We start from the raw sequence: 16,069 nt of genomic DNA, 5'->3' as shown, positions 1-16,069 counted from the left end.
GCTACGGAAAGTCAAGACTGTCACGGAATCGTGCGGCAGCTGTCCCGGAACCTTCGGGTCATGTGTGGTGAAAAGCGGGCAAACTGTCTTAGCGTGGAGCCATGCCGTCCCCGCGATCCGCCACCGGTGCCCTGCTGCTCTGCCGCGCCGAACCCGACGTCGTCGGCCCCGCCGCCCAACTGCTCCGCCAGCGGATGCTGCTCACCCGCGCCGGGGCGGAATGGAGCGTGCTCGTGCCCGAGGGCGAGCCGTGGCGGGCCGCGACGGACGGCGGCGGCGACCCCAGCGAGGTCGTGGACCGGGTACTCGGCGGCTGGGCGGGCGCGCTCGCCGTCGGCGCGCCCTGGCCGGTGCTGGCCCTCTGGTGGGACGCCGACCGCAGCGGCTTCACGCTCGCGTCCGGCTTCCGGCGCCCCGTCGGCTACGAGTGGCTCGCGAACGGCACGCCGGTCGGCGAGGAGGAGGCCATGCGCACCTTCGCCGCCCGCCTGGGCCTCGACCCGGTGCTCGACATGCAGTCCCTCGACGTGCTGACCACGCCCGACACCGAGGCCGACGCCCGCGCCCGGCTGCGCGGCCTGCTCGCGGTCCTCACCCGCACCGGTCTGACCCTGCCGCCGGGCCTCGCCCCGGGCGAACCGGCCGACCGGCTGCGCGAGGCCGCGCTCGCCCAGGGCGGCGCGGAGACCGTCGAGTGGCCGGGCTGGCGGGACGCCGTCCACGCCGAGCTGGACGTCGTGGAGACCACCGGCATCGGCCCTTGGATGCGTGGCCCGAAGGGGCGCTGTCTGGCCGCCGCCCAGCTCGCGGCCGGGGTGCCGCTCACCGTGCTCGGTCTGCGGCGGCGCAGCGGCGGCTGGCTCACGGCCGGCGGCCTGCTGCTCGTGCACGGCGTGCTCGGACTCGCGTACGACAGGGTGCGCGCGGCCCGCGACTGACGCCGGACCGACGCCCGTAAGACCGGTAAGACCCGTAAGACCGGTAAGACCGGGAAGACGGACCTATTCCTCGTCGTCCTCGTCGTCGTCCAGGCGGGCCAGCCATGTCGCGAGGCGCTCCACCGGCACCTCGAAGTCCGGGTTGAGATCGACGAACGTACGGAGCTGCTCGGCGAGCCACTCGAAGGTGACTTCCTCCTCGCCGCGCCGCTTCTCCAGCTCTTCGATGCCACGGTCCGTGAAGTACATACCCCCAGGATATGCGGCAGGGCCGCACCCCCTGACGGGGATGCGGCCCTGAGCAGCGTCCGGGACGCCTACGCCTCGAACACCTCGCGCACGAGCTGCTCCTGCTCGGCCTGGTGGCGCTTGGCGGAGCCGACCGCGGGGGACGAGCCGTGCGGGCGCGAGATGCGCCGCAGGCGCTCGGCGCCCGGGATGTCGGCACCGACGGCCAGGTCCAGGTGGTCGATCAGGTTGAGGGCGATGAACGGCCAGGCACCCTGGTTCGCCGGCTCCTCCTGCGCCCACAGGTACTTCTCGGCGTTCGGGTACTTGGCGATCTCCGCCTGGAGCTCGGTGCCCGGCAGCGGGTACAGGCGCTCGACGCGGATGATCGCGGTGTCGGTGTGACCGCTCTTCTTCCGCTCGGCCTCGAGGTCGTAGTACAGCTTGCCCGCCACGAAGACGACCTTGCGGACCGCGTTGGCGTCCACCGAGTCGTCGCCGATGACCGGACGGAAGCCGCCCGAGGTGAACTCCTCCACCTTCGACGCGGCGGCCTTGAGGCGCAGCATCGACTTCGGGGTGAAGACCACCAGCGGCTTGTGGTGCGGGTTGTGCACCTGCCACCGCAGGAGGTGGAAGTAGTTCGACGGGAGGGTGGGCATGGCCACCGTCATGTTGTTCTGCGCGCACAGCTGGAGGAAGCGCTCGACACGGGCCGAGGAGTGGTCCGGGCCCTGGCCCTCGTAGCCGTGCGGGAGGAGCAGCGTGACGCCGGAGGTCTGGCCCCACTTCTGCTCGGCGGCCGAGATGTACTCGTCGACGACCGTCTGCGCGCCGTTGACGAAGTCACCGAACTGCGCTTCCCACATGACGAGGGACTCGGGGCGCGCGAGCGAGTAGCCGTACTCGAAGCCCATGACCGCGTACTCGGAGAGCAGCGAGTCGTAGACGTTGTACCGCGCCTGGTCGGGCGAGAGGTAGAGCAGCGGCGTGTAGTCCTCGCCGGTCTCCCGGTCGATGAGGACCGCGTGGCGCTGGCCGAAGGTGCCGCGGCGCGAGTCCTGGCCCGAGAGGCGCACCGGGGTGCCCTCCAGGAGCAGGGAGCCGACGGCGAGGGTCTCGCCCATGCCCCAGTCGATCGTCCCGTCCTCGATCATCGCGGCGCGGCGCTGCAGCTGCGGCAGCAGGCGCGGGTGCACCGTGACGTTGTCCGGGATGTTGACCTGGGACTCGGCGATGCGCTTGACGACCTCCTGGGAGATCGCCGTCTGCACCGGCACGGGGAACTCGGCCTGCGGGTCGGAGATGGGCGCCTCGCTCGGCTGCGCGACGGCCTCGCGGACCTCGGTGAAGACCTTCTCCAGCTGGCCCTGGAAGTCCTGGAGCGCCTGCTCGGCCTCTTCCAGGGTGATGTCGCCGCGACCGATGAGGGACTCGGTGTAGAGCTTGCGCACCGAGCGCTTCTTGTCGATCAGGTCGTACATCAGCGGCTGCGTGAACGCCGGGTTGTCCGACTCGTTGTGACCGCGGCGGCGGTAGCAGATGAGGTCGATGACGACGTCCTTGTTGAACGCCTGGCGGAACTCGAAGGCCAGACGCGCGACGCGGACGACGGCCTCCGGGTCGTCACCGTTCACGTGGAAGATCGGCGCCTCGATCATGCGGGCCACGTCGGTGGCGTACATGGAGGAGCGCGAGGACTCCGGGGCGGCGGTGAAGCCGACCTGGTTGTTGATGACGATGTGGACCGTGCCGCCCGTGCGGTAGCCGCGCAGCTGCGACATGTTGAGCGTCTCGGCGACCACACCCTGGCCCGCGAAGGCCGCGTCACCGTGCAGGGCGACGGGCAGGACGGTGAAGTCCGTGCCGCCCTTGTTGATGATGTCCTGCTTGGCGCGGGTGATGCCCTCGATGACCGGGTCGACCGTCTCCAGGTGGGACGGGTTGGCGGCGAGGGAGACCTTGATCTGCTCGCCGTCCAGGCCGGTGAAGGTGCCCTCGGCGCCCAGGTGGTACTTGACGTCGCCGGAGCCGTGCATCGACTTCGGGTCGAGGTTGCCCTCGAACTCGCGGAAGATCTGCGCGTAGGACTTGCCGACGATGTTGGCCAGCACGTTCAGCCGGCCGCGGTGGGCCATGCCGATGACGACCTCGTCGAGGCGGGCCTCGGCGGCGGAGTCGATGACCGCGTCGAGCAGCGGGATGACGGACTCGCCGCCCTCCAGGGAGAAGCGCTTCTGGCCGACGTACTTCGTCTGCAGGAACGTCTCGAACGCCTCGGCCGAGTTCAGGCGGCGCAGGATGCGCAGCTGCTCCTCGCGCTCCGGCTTGGAGTGGGCGCGCTCGATGCGGTCCTGGATCCACTTGCGCTGCTTGGGGTCCTGGATGTGCATGAACTCGACGCCGGTGGTGCGGCAGTACGAGTCGCGCAGCACGCCGAGGATGTCGCGCAGCTTCATCATCGACTTGCCGGCGAAGCCGCCGACGGCGAACTCGCGCTCCAGGTCCCACAGGGTGAGGCCGTGCTCGGTGATGTCCAGGTCGGGGTGCTTGCGCTGCTGGTACTCCAGCGGGTCGGTGTCGGCCATGACGTGGCCGCGGACCCGGTAGGAGTGGATCAGCTCGAAGACGCGGGCGGCCTTGGTGACGTCGTCGTCGTGCGAGGCGTCGATGTCCTTGAGCCAGCGGACCGGCTCGTAGGGGATGCGCAGCGCCTTGAAGATCTCGTCGTAGAAGTCCTGCTCGCCCAGGAGGAGGTTCGCGACGATGCGCAGGAACTCGCCGGAGGCGGCGCCCTGGATGACCCGGTGGTCGTAGGTCGACGTGAGCGTCATGACCTTCGAGATGCCGAGCTTGTTCAGGGTGTCCTGGGAGGTGCCCTGGAACTCCGCCGGGTAGTCCATCGAGCCGACGCCCATGATGACCGACTGGCCGGGCATCAGACGCGGCACGGAGTGCACGGTGCCGAGGCCGCCGGGGTTGGTCAGGGAGACCGTGACGCCGGTGAAGTCGTCCATGCCGAGCTTGCCGTCACGGGCGCGGCGGACGATGTCCTCGTAGGCCTGCCAGAACTCGAAGAAATTCAGCGTCTCGGCCTTCTTGATGCCCGCGACGACCAGCTGGCGGTCGCCGTTGGGCTTCACGAGGTCGATCGCGAGGCCGAAGTTGATGTGCTCCGGCTTGACCAGGGTCGGCTTGCCGTCCTTCTGCGCGAAGGAGTAGTTCATCGACGGCATGGCCTTGATGGCCTGCACCATCGCGTACCCGATGAGGTGCGTGAAGGAGATCTTCCCGCCGCGGGCGCGCTTGAGGTGGTTGTTGATGACGATGCGGTTGTCGAACAGCAGCTTCACCGGGACGGCGCGCACGGACGTGGCCGTGGGGACCTCGATGGAGGCGTTCATGTTCTTCGCGACGGCGGCGGCGGGACCGCGCAGCGTCACGAGCTCGGGGCCGGTGGGGGCCTCGGTCGTCACTTGTTCAGCCTTCTTCGGAGCGGGGGCGGCGGGAGCGGGGGCGGCCTTCGCGGCGGGCACCTTCTGGGCCGGCTGCGCGGTCTGGGCCGGCTGCGCGGTCTGCGCCGGCTGCGCGGGAGCCGCGGCGGGCTTCGCGGGCTCGGGAGCCTTCGCGGGCGCCGGCGCGGCGTGAGCGGCCTCGGCCGGTGCGGCGGGGGCCGGGGTTTCGGCCTTCTGGGCCGGCGGCGCGGTCGGCGCAGCCCCCGTGGCTGCGGCACCGGGCTTGTAGTCGGCGAAGAAGTCCCACCAGGCTCGGTCGACCGAGTTCGGGTCCTGGAGGTACTGCTGATAGATCTCGTCGACGAGCCACTCATTGGGACCGAAGCCCGCGGCAGGGCTCTTGCCCTGCTCGGTTTGGTCGGTCTCGGTGGTCGAGTTACTGGGGGACTGTGGCGACACGGCGGTAACCGCCCTCTTCCGCTTCTCACAAGGTGATGGACAGCGGGAATAAAGGCTACGCCTCCATCAGCGGGACGTGCAGGCCGGGCCGGTGATCCGTCGCGTAAGTCACACTGGAGATCGGGTTTCGGGCCGCGAAATGGCGGGAAACAACCGGGGTTTCGGTACGTTCGATCGCGCGCCCGGCGCACGGGGTGCGACTGGGCGCGGCTTGACCTCCGCCTGACCGAAACCCTACGTCAACTTTGCGGACCCGGCTTGTCCCGGAAGAGTGACCTTGATCCGGCAGCCGCGCTCCGATTCGGCCACACCGATCCGGCCGCCGTGCAGGTCCACGGCCCAGCGGGCGATGGCCAGGCCGAGACCCGTGCCACCGTCACCCTTGCCCTTCGCCGAGTGTCCGGCGTTGCCCCGGTTGAAACGCTCGAACACCCGGTGCCATTCGGACTCGGGGATACCGGGCCCCTCGTCGAGCACTTCCAGCTCGAGCGAGTCGGGCGTGAGACCGCGTCGCGCGCGGACGGTGACGCGGCCGTGCGGCGGGGAATGCTTCACCGCGTTGTCGATGAGGTTCGCCACGACCTGGTGGATGCGCTCGGGGTCGGCGTGGCCCGTGAGCTCCGGCGGCGAGACGTCCAGATGCAGGTGGACGTCCGTACGCGTGTGGGTGCCGGAGCCGGAGGCGATGCCGGCGCGCTGGGACACCGCCATGTTCGCCTCCTTGAGCACGCCCGACAGGTACGGCCAGACCTCGAAGCGGCGCGCCTTGAGCGGCACCACGCCGTTGTCCAGGCGGGACAGGTCGAGGAGGGTCTCGACGAGGCGGCCGAGGCGCTCCGTCTGTTTGAGGGCCGTGCGCATCGTCTCGGGGTCGGCGGCCATGACGCCGTCCACCACGTTCTCCAGGACCGCGCGGAGCCCCGCGATGGGGGTGCGCAGCTCGTGCGAGACGTTGGCGACCAGCTCTTTGCGCTGGAGGTCCTGTGCGGCCAGCTCGTCGGCCATGCGGTTGATGGTCACCGCGAGGTCGCCCAGCTCGTCGCGGCGGTCGGCGCCGCGGACCCGGCGCGTGTAGTCGCCGTTGGAGATGGAGCGGGCCACCGTGCTCATCTCGTCGAGCGGCGCGGTGAGGCTGTGCGCCACGAACTGCGTGATGAGCAGCGTCGCGATGATCGAGAACACGGTGATGAAGCGCAGCTCCGTCGCCGTGTACATCGCGACCATGATCAGGCCCGTGGTGATGAAGACGGAGACGACGACGAGCGTGCCGAGCTTCGCCTTGATCGAGAAGGGGCGCAGACCGCCCGTCGCCCAGTGCGGGCCGATGGGGTGCGGTCGCGCGGCGCGGGCGTGCGGTGTCCGGTCCCCGCCGCTCATGGCGTCGGCGTCTCCAGCGCGTAGCCGACACCGTGCACGGTGCGGATGCGCTCGGCGCCGATCTTGCGGCGCAGCGCCTTGATGTGGCTGTCGACGGTCCGGGTGCCGGAGGCGTCGGCCCAGTCCCACACCTCGGCGAGCAGCTGCTCGCGGGAGAGGACCGCGCGCGGGGTGTTCGCGAGGCAGACGAGGAGGTCGAACTCGGTCGGGGTGAGGTGCACGTCCTCGCTCCTGACCCGGACCCGGCGCTGCGCGTGGTCGATCTCCAGCTCGCCGAGGCGCAGGATGCCGCTGCGCGGGGTCGCGGCGGCGAGGGCCGCCCGCTCGACCCGGCGGAGCAGCACGTGCACCCGCGCGGCCAGCTCGCGCATGGAGAACGGCTTGGTCATGTAGTCGTCGGCGCCGACACCGAGCCCGACGAGCATGTCCGTCTCGTCGTCCCGGGCGGTCAGCATCATGACGGGCACCGGCCGCTGCGCCTGTACGCGGCGGCAGACCTCCAGGCCGTCGAAGCCGGGCAGCATGATGTCGAGGATCAGCAGGTCGGGCTGCCAGGCCTCGGCCGTGTCGACCGCCGAGGGGCCGTCCTGTGCGGTTTGCACGAGGAATCCCTCGGCCCGTAGCCGGGCGGCGATGGCGTCCACGATCGTGGGGTCGTCCTCGACGACCAGAACCCGGCGCTGGGCGCCCGGGGTCGCCGTGCTTCCGTTGTGGGAGGTGTGTGTCTGCTCCATCGCCCCGCCCCTGAATGCGCACCGGTCCTGGTGCGCTTGACGCTTGAATGATCTGGGTTTCGGACGTCAGCGTACGGGGAGTTACCGCCGGTCGGCTACGCGGCCCTTACTGCGAGGTGCACCACGTCGGGTACGCCTCGGACAACGGGGATCTCTTCGGTGCGGACCGCCCGGAATCCGGCATTCCGCAAGGTTCCTTCGAAATTTGCGGAGGGCTGTGCGGACCAGACGGCGAGCACGCCGCCGGGGTGGAGCCGGGCGCGGCAAGCGGCGAGCCCGGCGGGGGAGTAGAGGCTGTCGTTGTCCTCCGTGACGGTCCAGTCCGGCCCGTTGTCGATATCGAGGCAGAGCGCGTCGTAGGTACGGGGCGTCTCGTGCAGATGCCGGACGAGGTCGGCCTCGACGATCTCCGTACGGGGGTCGGCGAGCGCCTCGGCGGACAGCGGCCGCAGCGCTCCTTCGCGGTGCCAGTCGATGATCGCCCGCTCCCGCTCGACCACGGCGATGCGGCCCCAGCGCGGCTCCGCCGCCGCGTGCGCCAGGGAGAAGCCGACGCCGAGGCCGCCGATGAGCAGGCTGGGGGCGGGGCGCTCCGGCGGCAGCGCGGCGAGCGCCGCGTCGACGAGCAGCCGCTCGGAGCGGCCGTCGGAGGTGTCCATGAGGAAGGTGCCGTTGGCGATGATCTGGAGCAGATCGCCGTGGCGGCGCAGGACGACCTCGCCGTGCGGGCCCGTGCGGCGGTCCAGGACTGCGGGCCGCTCCGTGAGAATGCTGTCGGACATACGGGCATTCTCCCGGGCTCATGGACGCATGGCGGGGGGTTTACGGGACAGGAGAGGGAAGACGTGACTGGTGCGGACGCGAGCGGCATCTGTGAGGTTGCTGTGAAACCAGTCACATTTGAGGCCGCAGTGAATCGTGAAGCGTGCAATAAGGGGTGTCTTGCGTGAAAACGGGCGCGATGGTCGACGACGGGACGGCGCCCGTCCCCGGGGCCCCGCCCCGGCCAGCGCTGCACGGCGTCCCGGCCCAGGCGGGACCGCCCGCCGCCGAGGCCGCGCCGGAGCGGCGCGCGCCGCGCCGCCGCCGGCTCCTGCGGCTGCTGCCCACCCCGGCCGGCACGCCCTTCACCTTCACGTACGTCCTCGTCCTGATCGGCACGTCCCTCTTCACGGAGTTCGCCGACCCGGCCACGGTCTCCCGTGCGCTCCAGGAGTCCAGCACCGATGTCACTCATCTTGCTCAGTCGCCGGTGCTGGTGCTGACGGCCAGCGCGCTGTGGGTCGTGGGCGGTATCGCCTCACCGTTCATGGTCGCGTTCGCGGTCGTGCTGACCGCCCTCGAACGGCGCACGGGGGGTCTGCGCACCGCCGCCGTCTTCGTGCTCGGCCATGTCCTCGCGACCCTGGCCACCGAGGTCCCCGTCGGCCTCTCGGTGATGGCGGGCCACCTCCCCGACAGCTCCCTGCACCGCCTGGACTACGGCGTCAGCTTCGGCCTCGCCGCCAGCATCGGGGCGCTCGCGGGGCTGCTCACCCCGTGGCCGCGCTACGCCGTGCTCGTCGTCTTCGGCGCGATGCTGGTCGGCGACCTGCTCACGTTCACCGATCCGATGACGAGCTGGGGCCATCTCCTCGCCCTGGGGATCGGCGTCACGGCCTGGCCGCTGCTGCGCCGCCGCCGGAGCCGGACCCCCGGCGTCCCGGCGGACTCGCCCCGAACCGCACGACGCAGTGCCACACCTGCTTGAGGTACTGCGCCACCTCGTCCGGCGTCCCGTACGCGGCCCAGCTCTCCGGTGACCCGACCGCGTGCGCGGCGGCCCGGCCGACAGCGGCCGCGTCCACGCCGCCGTCCTCGCCGAACTCCGCCGCCACGCGCGCGGTGACCGCGGGCAGCGCGGGCCCGCGGAAGTCCGCGAGGTCGGCGTCCCGACCCTCGGGGCGCAGCGTGTACCCGGGGTGCCACTCCACGGGGACCCCGAGCCCGGTGAGCAGGCCGGCGGTGCGGGTGGCGCGGAACGACGGGTCGAGGACGAGCGCCTCCGCGTCCCTGCGCAGGTCCACGTCCCCGTGCACCTGCGCCTCCACGTAGAAGTCGAGGGAGCGGCCGACCGTGCGGGGTGTCGCCGGGTGGGGCAGCCCGCGGATCACGGTGACCGGGTCGGCGTCCGCCACCCCGAGCGACTGACCGCTCGCCGCCGCGTCCGCCACCAGCGCGGCGAGTACGGGGAGCAGGGCGTCGCAGGTGCCGAGATCGGCGGGGCCGACGTGGCTGTCGCCGAAGCAGAAGGAGGCCCGCGCGCTCACCTCGGGGCGCAGCCGCACATGGCAGGAGCCGAAGCGGGGCGCGGCCCCGTCCGGATGGCGGGCCAGGTTCAGCGCGCCGTACTTGGGGCGCTCACCGTCGGCGGCACCCGTGTACGCGCCGCCGAACAGCGTCTCCTCCCAGCCGTCGCGCAGGCCGCCGGGGTGCGCGCTGCGGCTGCCGTTCGACAGGCCCGTCTCGTACTGCCCCCGGTACCGGCCGTCGGCGGCGAGCCGGTCGGCGACCGTGGTGCGCCCGTCCGCGAGCAGCCGGTCGGGGTGGAAGTTGAGCGTCACGCGCGCGTGGGTGCGCAGGGTGCCGACGAGCGCGTCGGCCGCCTCGGGCGGGACGCCGTGGCGCCGCAGCCGTTCGAGCGCGGCAGCGCGGCCCGCGCTCCCCGCCGCCCGCACGTGCCGCAGGGCGGCTTCCTGGGCGCTGGTCAGTGGGGTCGTGAGCGAGGCCGTGGGCGGGATGGCGGGGGCGGTCATCGCCGCAGTATCGAGCGGTGCGGACGGGCGGGGCAAAGAGTTTCCGGTCAGAGCGTCGTGCCCCGGTGCTTGGCATGTGATCGCTGAGAGCGAACGCGGGCTCGGGAACATCCGGGGGCACCCAAGCATTGAGTCCACATAGCTCAACTTGAATGCCGAAGGGGAGATCATGGCTTCGACGTCCACACCGCTCACCTTGCCCGTGCTGCCGCTCGACGACGAGGTCGTGCTGCCCGGCATGGTCGTGCCCCTGGACCTGAACGACACCGACGTACGCGCCGCGGTGGAGGCCGCCCAGGCCGCCGCCCGGTCCACCGGCGACAGCAAGCCGAAGGTGCTGCTTGTTCCGCGGATCGACGGCACGTACGCGAACACCGGCGTGCTCGGCACCGTCGAGCAGGTGGGCCGCCTCGCCGACGGCGACCCCGGCGCCCTGATCCGCGGCCGCGGCCGCGTGCGCATCGGCGCGGGTACCACCGGGCCCGGCGCCGCCCTGTGGGTGGAGGGCCTGACCGTCGAGGAAGAGGTGCCCGAGCCGCTGCCGGGTGCCGTGACCGAGCTGGTCAAGGAGTACAAGGCCCTTGCCACGAACTGGCTGAAGAAGCGCGGCGCCTGGCAGGTCGTGGACCGCGTCCAGCAGATCGACGACGTGTCCGCCCTTGCCGACAACTCCGGCTACTCGCCGTTCCTCACCACCGACCAGAAGGTCGAACTCCTGGAGACCGCGGACCCGGTCGCCCGCCTCAAGCTCGCCACCGAGCAGCTGCGCGAGCACCTGGCCGAGCAGGACGTCGCCGAGTCGATCGCCAAGGACGTGCAGGAAGGCGTCGACAAGCAGCAGCGCGAGTTCCTGCTGCGGCGCCAGCTCGACGCGGTCCGCAAGGAGCTGCGCGAGCTGAACGGCGAGGCCGAGGGCGAGGAGTCCGACGACTACCGCGCCCGCGTCGAGGCCGCCGACCTGCCCGAGAAGGTCCGTGAGGCCGCCCTCAAGGAGGTCGAGAAGCTGGAGCGCTCCAGCGATCAGTCCCCCGAGGGCTCCTGGATCCGCACCTGGCTCGACACCGTCCTCGAACTGCCGTGGACCGAGCGCACCGAGGACGCCTACGACATCAAGGGCGCCCAGGAGATCCTCGACGCCGAGCACGCGGGCCTTGAGGACGTGAAGGAGCGCATCACCGAGTACCTGGCCGTGCGCAAGCGGCGCAGCGACCGCGGCCTCGGTGTCGTCGGCGGCCGTCGCGGCGGCGCGGTGCTCGCCCTCGTCGGCCCGCCCGGCGTCGGCAAGACCTCGCTGGGTGAGTCCGTGGCGCACGCGATGGGCCGCAAGTTCGTCCGCGTCGCCCTCGGCGGCGTCCGCGACGAGGCGGAGATCCGCGGCCACCGCCGTACGTACGTGGGTGCCCTGCCGGGCCGCATCGTGCGGGCCATCAAGGAGGCCGGGTCGATGAACCCGGTGGTCCTGCTCGACGAGATCGACAAGGTCGGCTCCGACTTCCGCGGCGACCCGGCCGCGGCCCTGCTCGAAGTCCTCGACCCGGCGCAGAACCACACGTTCCGCGACCACTACCTGGAGGTCGAGCTCGACCTGAGCGATGTGGTCTTCCTCGCGACGGCCAACGTCCTGGAAGCCATCCCCGAGGCGCTGCTCGACCGCATGGAGCTGGTCCGGCTCGACGGCTACACCGAGGACGAGAAGGTCGTCATCGCCCGCGACCACCTGCTCCCGCGCCAGCTGGAGCGGGCCGGTCTGGAGAAGGACGAGGTCACCCTCGACGAGAGCGCGCTGCGCAAGCTCGCGGGCGAGTACACCCGGGAGGCCGGTGTCCGTAACCTGGAGCGCTCCGTCGCCCGGCTGCTCCGCAAGGTCGCGGCCCAGCACGAACTCGGTGAGCGGGAACTGCCGTTCACGGTGACCGACGCCGACCTGCGCGATCTGATCGGGCGCCCGCACCATGTGCCCGAGTCCGCCCAGGACCCGGCGGAGCGGCGCACGGCGGTGCCGGGTGTCGCGACCGGGCTCGCGGTGACCGGCGCCGGTGGCGACGTCCTCTTCGTCGAGGCGTCCCTGGCCGACCCGGAGACGGGCGCGGCGGGCCTGACCCTCACCGGTCAGCTCGGCGACGTCATGAAGGAGTCCGCGCAGATCGCCCTCTCCTTCCTGCGCTCCCACGGGGCCGAGCTGGAGTTGCCCGTCGCCGACCTGAAGGAGCGCGGCGTGCACATCCACTTCCCGGCGGGCGCCGTGCCCAAGGACGGGCCGAGCGCGGGCGTCACCATGACGACCGCCCTCGCCTCCCTGCTCAGCGGGCGCCTGGTCCGTACGGATGTGGCGATGACCGGTGAGGTCTCGCTGACCGGCCGGGTCCTGCCCATCGGCGGCGTGAAGCAGAAGCTGCTCGCCGCGCACCGGGCCGGGATCACCACGGTGATCATCCCCAAGCGGAACGAGGCGGACCTGGACGACGTCCCCGCCGAGGTCCTGGAGAAGCTGGACGTGCACCCGGTGACGGATGTCCGCCAGGTGCTCGAACTGGCCCTCGCGCCCGCCTCCGCCTCGGCGGACCTGGAGGTTCCGGTCGCGGCGTGACGGACGCGGTCGGTTGCCGGAGGCCCGGGTTCCGTACGGAACCCGGGCCTCTTGGTCGTCGGCTCAGGGTCTCCGGGCGAGCCGTACGACGTCGGTCAGGCAGTCCGTGAGACACCGGCCGAGATAGCGCAGCTCCTCCCGGTCCGACGCCCGGTCCGCGAGCATGGTGGTGGCGTGGCCCAGAAGTTCATCGGCCATGGCGAGCTGGATGGAGGCGATCTCGGCGGCCCGCCGCCCGGCCGGACCGTCCGCCGGTCGTCCGGGTACCTCCGGGACGACGTAGCAGGTCTTGCCGTCGGGGGCGGTCCAGGGGAGGCGGTAGGTGAGGTTCATGCGGCGGCCCACACCCGCGTACGGCCGTGGATCGTGCGCGGGCCGTAGTAGATGCCGGGTGGGGGTGGCGCCGGTGCCGGTACGGATGCTGGGGCGCTTGGCGGGTTCAGGAAACGCATCAGTGGGCGGAGAACGCGGGCGATAGCGTGAGCCATGTCGGCCTGCTTCCTTCAGGTTGGCCATGCCCCCGGGCCGTGTCAGCGGTCGCGGGGGTCTTTCTCTACGCAGGGACGGTACGCCACTTATGACTCGGGATGCAGAGCTATAGCTTTAGCTGACCATGGATGGCGTTTAATGGCTGTACATGTAATAGCCGGGTTCGGTCCTGCGCATCTATCGTTCGGACATGGCCGAGATCGACGAGTGGCAGCCCAACCCGCGCTCGCGGGTCTACGTGTACGTACAGATCGCGGAGCACATCTGCGAGGAGATCCGCTCCGGCGTCATTCCGGTCGACACGACACTGGCCTCGGAACCCGAGCTGTCCAAGCGCTACGGAGTGGCGATCAACACCCTGCGCCGCGCCATCCGCCACCTGCGCGAACAGGGGATCGTCGAGACCGTCCCGGCCAAGGGGACGTTCGTCATCGCCATGCCCGAGGGGCCGAAAAGCAAGTAGCGGGGGCCCGCCCGAATCGGGCGCACCCCCGCTGAACCGTGCGCGTGCTCAGCCGTTGGCGAGCGCCTGGACGCGGTCGAGCGCGCCGTTGAACTTGTTGTGGTCGCCGACCGTCGGGCCGCTCGATGTGTACTGCCACATCGTGTAGAAGCCCCAGCCCGCCGGCAGCGTGCCCACGTCGGAGGCGTACCGGGCCACCCACAGCGGGTTGGTCGAGCCGAACGCGCTGGAGTTGCCCGTGCACTGCGTCCACCAGCTCGTCGCCGTGTAGATCACGGCGTCACGGCCGGTGCGGGCCTTGTACTGGTTCACGAAGTCGCGGATCCACGTCACCATGCCCGCGGCCGTCTTGCCGTAGCAGGCGGCGCCGTACGGGTTCCACTCGATGTCGAGCACGCCGGGCAGCGTCTTGCCGTCCTGGGACCAGCCGCCGCCGTGGTCCACGAAGTAGTTGGCCTGCGTGGCGCCGTTCGTGGTGTCGGGCGTCGCGAAGTGGTAGGCGCCGCGGATCATGCCCACGTTGTAGGAGCCGTTGTACTGCTGCGCGAAGTACGGGTTGGTGTAGTACGTGCCTTCGCTGGCCTTCGTGTAGGCCCACTTCACGCCGCTGCTCCACAGGGTCGACCAGGCCACGTTGCCCTGGTGGCTGCTGACGTCGACGCCCTCGGTCTGGGTGGCGCGGCCGACCGGGCCCCGGCCGGTGTCGCCGTCGTGCGCGGCGACGCCCATGCCCAGGTGGGCCGTGCCGCGGGCGGGCACGTCGGCGGCCTGCGCGGAGCTGGGCAGGGCGAGGAGGAGGGAGAGCGCGGCGAACAAGGCGCCGGCGGCGATGCTTCTACGCTTGCGGGAACCGGGTCTGTGCACGGGCATTGCATGCCTCCATGAAGGCCGTGGGGGACCAGCGAGGCGCTGATCGGGGACCTGTGCTGGGTGTGCGACCTGTCGGCACGTCGTGGGGAAGGGAATGCTGCTGGTGTGGACATGCCATGCACGACGCTACGCATGTAGACCCGGGGGAGGGAAGAGGTCCGGATGCCGCCGTTGGTCTACTCCTGCGAAATACTGACGGAGCTGCGGTGATTGCCGCGATTGGCGAAAACTTTCAGAACTGGGAAACCCGGGGAAACTCTGGCCATGGGTGCTGACGTGCACGAAGACGGGAACAGCGAGCGGCGCGCCGCCGAACGCGGCGGGAATTCCACGCCGGGGCGAAGTGGTGTGGACCGCGGTGTGGATCAAGAATTCCTGTCCCTCGAACGGGAACTGACCGTCTTTCTGCGCCGCGCCCGCGCCTCCTCCGGCGAGATGGCCCGCGAGGTCCACCCCGACCTCGAACCGGCCGCGTACGGGCTGCTCGTGCGCCTGGAGGAGTGCGGGGCGCAGCGGGCCACCGAACTCGCCGCGTACATCGGCGTCGGCAAGGCCACGATGAGCCGGCAGCTGCGCGCCCTGGAGGAGCTGGGCTTCGTCTCCCGGGAGCCCGACCCGGCCGACGGGCGCGCCTGGCTCATCTCCCTCACCGAGCGCGGCCGCGTGGACTTCGGGCGGGTTCGGGATGCTCGGCGTGAGCGGTACGTGCGGCAGCTCGCGGGCTGGGATCGGGTGGAGGTTGCCGAACTGGCCCGGCTGCTGCACCAGTTGAATGCGGGGGCTGAGTAGCGGCCGGCCCGCTGGGGGCAACCTCACGGGGCTCTGCCCGGACCCCGCTCCTCAATCGCCGGAGGGGCTGAGATGTCACAACTCGGCGTATACCAGCGTGGCGTCGTCGTGAGTCTTGCCGCGGCGCAGATACGTACGGGTCTGCGCGTCCGCCGACTCCAGTGCCCGGACCCGGGCCACCGTCGCCTCCGCGCCCTCCTTCCGGATGAGGGCGAACAGGTCGGGCCAGTCGCCCTCCCTGAACTTCTCCACCCAGCGCGTCACCCCGTCGGTCAGTGCGGCGAGTGCGCGGACCTCGGAGCGGGGGAGCGTGCCGGTCACCGCGCGGGCCGCCACCGCTGGGTCGGCGGCGGCCGTGAAGAACCCGCCCTCCTTGTTGCGCGCGGTCGCGTCCGCCACCGCGTCGGAGACGAGATGCGCGCGGGGGACCCGGTCGAGGCGGTCGTCGAGCAGCGCCGTGACCGTGCCGTCCGGCGCCTCGACCAGCAGCGCGGAGTCGGACAGCACCAGGTGGGCGACGTGTTCCGCGTCCCAGCGGGCGAGCACGACGGTTGCCTGAGGCGTGCGCGGGTGAGAAAGGTCACAGGTCACGCGGTGTGCGTCGGCGGTGCGGGTGAGCGCCGCCGCGAGGATGTCACGCAACGTCATATCAGGGCGCGAAGCGGACAGTTCGGCGAGTGCGCCGCCCAGCCGCGCCGTGAACCAATGGACGGAATGCAGACAGCCGTCGTCGCCGGTCGGAGGCGTGACACCGTCGAGGACGACCAGGGTGCCGCCCTGTCCGGAGGCCGGAACCGCGACCGATGCGTAGTCCTCGTTCGGGCGGTCCTGAGTGCCGGGTTCGGTGGCCAGTTCGATGCGCATTCGGCCAGTCTGCACGAGGGG

At 71.1% G+C, this 16,069-nt stretch carries 14 protein-coding genes; 5 read left to right on the top strand and 9 right to left on the bottom strand.

Going from position 1 to position 16,069, the window contains the following annotated elements; genetic code table 11:
• Positions 1–101 precede the first annotated feature (101 nt).
• Positions 102–938: a hypothetical protein gene (locus C1N81_RS18585; RefSeq protein WP_394430509.1), complete on the top strand. Its 837-nt coding sequence runs from the start codon at positions 102–104 to the stop codon at positions 936–938.
• Between the two features lie 63 nt (positions 939–1,001).
• Here C1N81_RS18585 and C1N81_RS18580 read toward each other — a convergent pair whose 3' ends face one another.
• The 5 genes from C1N81_RS18580 to C1N81_RS18560 form a co-directional block, all read right to left on the bottom strand.
• A complete protein-coding gene (locus tag C1N81_RS18580) occupies positions 1,002–1,187 on the bottom strand; it encodes a DUF6104 family protein (RefSeq protein ID WP_030207192.1) in 186 nt (61 codons plus the stop codon).
• A 68-nt stretch (positions 1,188–1,255) separates the two neighbouring features.
• Positions 1,256–5,080, bottom strand: a complete 3,825-nt coding sequence (locus C1N81_RS18575) for a multifunctional oxoglutarate decarboxylase/oxoglutarate dehydrogenase thiamine pyrophosphate-binding subunit/dihydrolipoyllysine-residue succinyltransferase subunit (RefSeq protein ID WP_394430507.1) — start codon at positions 5,078–5,080, stop codon at positions 1,256–1,258.
• 234 nt (positions 5,081–5,314) lie between these two features.
• On the bottom strand, positions 5,315–6,457 hold the full coding sequence (locus tag C1N81_RS18570; RefSeq protein WP_394430505.1) for a HAMP domain-containing sensor histidine kinase: 1,143 nt from the start codon (positions 6,455–6,457) through the stop codon (positions 5,315–5,317).
• Positions 6,454–7,191, bottom strand: coding sequence for a response regulator transcription factor (locus C1N81_RS18565; RefSeq protein WP_361064207.1), 738 nt, complete (start codon positions 7,189–7,191; stop codon positions 6,454–6,456). Before C1N81_RS18565 ends, C1N81_RS18570 begins: the two co-directional genes overlap by 4 nt.
• A 95-nt stretch (positions 7,192–7,286) precedes the next feature.
• Positions 7,287–7,973, bottom strand: a complete 687-nt coding sequence (locus C1N81_RS18560; RefSeq protein ID WP_394430503.1) for a spermidine synthase family protein — start codon at positions 7,971–7,973, stop codon at positions 7,287–7,289.
• 179 nt (positions 7,974–8,152) lie between these two features.
• Here C1N81_RS18560 and C1N81_RS18555 point away from each other — a divergent pair, with 179 nt between their 5' ends.
• Positions 8,153–8,941 carry a rhomboid-like protein gene (locus C1N81_RS18555; RefSeq protein ID WP_394438045.1) on the top strand — a complete coding sequence of 263 codons (789 nt, stop codon included), beginning with the start codon at positions 8,153–8,155 and terminating at the stop codon, positions 8,939–8,941.
• On the opposite strand, the gene C1N81_RS18550 is transcribed toward C1N81_RS18555, so the two are convergent.
• Positions 8,844–9,986: a DUF3626 domain-containing protein gene (locus tag C1N81_RS18550; RefSeq protein ID WP_394430501.1), complete on the bottom strand. Its 1,143-nt coding sequence runs from the start codon at positions 9,984–9,986 to the stop codon at positions 8,844–8,846. The two genes, C1N81_RS18555 and C1N81_RS18550, sit on opposite strands and share 98 nt — an antisense overlap.
• Before the next feature lie 169 nt (positions 9,987–10,155).
• On the opposite strand from C1N81_RS18550, the gene lon reads away from it, so the two are divergent.
• Entirely contained in the window at positions 10,156–12,573 is a 2,418-nt protein-coding gene (lon, locus tag C1N81_RS18545; RefSeq protein WP_394430499.1) for an endopeptidase La, read from the top strand.
• A gap of 63 nt (positions 12,574–12,636) precedes the next feature.
• On the opposite strand, the gene C1N81_RS18540 is transcribed toward lon, so the two are convergent.
• Positions 12,637–12,906, bottom strand: coding sequence for a hypothetical protein (locus C1N81_RS18540; protein ID WP_394430497.1), 270 nt, complete (start codon positions 12,904–12,906; stop codon positions 12,637–12,639).
• A 346-nt stretch (positions 12,907–13,252) separates the two neighbouring features.
• Here C1N81_RS18540 and C1N81_RS18535 point away from each other — a divergent pair, with 346 nt between their 5' ends.
• A complete protein-coding gene (locus C1N81_RS18535; protein ID WP_394430495.1) occupies positions 13,253–13,525 on the top strand; it encodes a winged helix-turn-helix domain-containing protein in 273 nt (90 codons plus the stop codon).
• A 48-nt stretch (positions 13,526–13,573) separates the two neighbouring features.
• Here C1N81_RS18535 and C1N81_RS18530 read toward each other — a convergent pair whose 3' ends face one another.
• The gene (locus C1N81_RS18530; protein ID WP_394430493.1) at positions 13,574–14,395 is read right to left on the bottom strand and encodes a lysozyme; all 822 of its coding nucleotides are present in this window, start codon (positions 14,393–14,395) and stop codon (positions 13,574–13,576) included.
• 276 nt (positions 14,396–14,671) lie between these two features.
• Between C1N81_RS18530 and C1N81_RS18525 the strand changes: the two genes are divergently transcribed.
• On the top strand, positions 14,672–15,184 hold the full coding sequence (locus tag C1N81_RS18525) for a MarR family winged helix-turn-helix transcriptional regulator (protein WP_394438043.1): 513 nt from the start codon (positions 14,672–14,674) through the stop codon (positions 15,182–15,184).
• 75 nt (positions 15,185–15,259) lie between these two features.
• Here the strand turns inward: C1N81_RS18525 and C1N81_RS18520 are convergent, their stop codons facing one another.
• The gene (locus C1N81_RS18520; RefSeq protein ID WP_394430492.1) at positions 15,260–16,048 is read right to left on the bottom strand and encodes a protein phosphatase 2C domain-containing protein; all 789 of its coding nucleotides are present in this window, start codon (positions 16,046–16,048) and stop codon (positions 15,260–15,262) included.
• Positions 16,049–16,069 lie beyond the last annotated feature (21 nt).

The sequence above is a fragment of the Streptomyces sp. SGAir0957 genome (genome assembly GCF_043523415.1).
This window is presented reverse-complemented; position numbering and strand designations above follow the sequence as displayed.

Coding starts and splice junctions, on each gene's coding strand:
- C1N81_RS18585 (WP_394430509.1), top strand. CDS start 102: ATGCCGTCCCCGCGATCCGCCACCGGTGCCCTGCTGCTCTGCCGCGCC.
- C1N81_RS18580 (WP_030207192.1), bottom strand. CDS start 1,187: ATGTACTTCACGGACCGTGGCATCGAAGAGCTGGAGAAGCGGCGCGGC.
- C1N81_RS18570 (WP_394430505.1), bottom strand. CDS start 6,457: ATGAGCGGCGGGGACCGGACACCGCACGCCCGCGCCGCGCGACCGCAC.
- C1N81_RS18565 (WP_361064207.1), bottom strand. CDS start 7,191: ATGGAGCAGACACACACCTCCCACAACGGAAGCACGGCGACCCCGGGC.
- C1N81_RS18560 (WP_394430503.1), bottom strand. CDS start 7,973: ATGTCCGACAGCATTCTCACGGAGCGGCCCGCAGTCCTGGACCGCCGC.
- C1N81_RS18555 (WP_394438045.1), top strand. CDS start 8,153: ATGGTCGACGACGGGACGGCGCCCGTCCCCGGGGCCCCGCCCCGGCCA.
- C1N81_RS18550 (WP_394430501.1), bottom strand. CDS start 9,986: ATGACCGCCCCCGCCATCCCGCCCACGGCCTCGCTCACGACCCCACTG.
- lon (WP_394430499.1), top strand. CDS start 10,156: ATGGCTTCGACGTCCACACCGCTCACCTTGCCCGTGCTGCCGCTCGAC.
- C1N81_RS18540 (WP_394430497.1), bottom strand. CDS start 12,906: ATGAACCTCACCTACCGCCTCCCCTGGACCGCCCCCGACGGCAAGACC.
- C1N81_RS18535 (WP_394430495.1), top strand. CDS start 13,253: ATGGCCGAGATCGACGAGTGGCAGCCCAACCCGCGCTCGCGGGTCTAC.
- C1N81_RS18530 (WP_394430493.1), bottom strand. CDS start 14,395: ATGCCCGTGCACAGACCCGGTTCCCGCAAGCGTAGAAGCATCGCCGCC.
- C1N81_RS18520 (WP_394430492.1), bottom strand. CDS start 16,048: ATGCGCATCGAACTGGCCACCGAACCCGGCACTCAGGACCGCCCGAAC.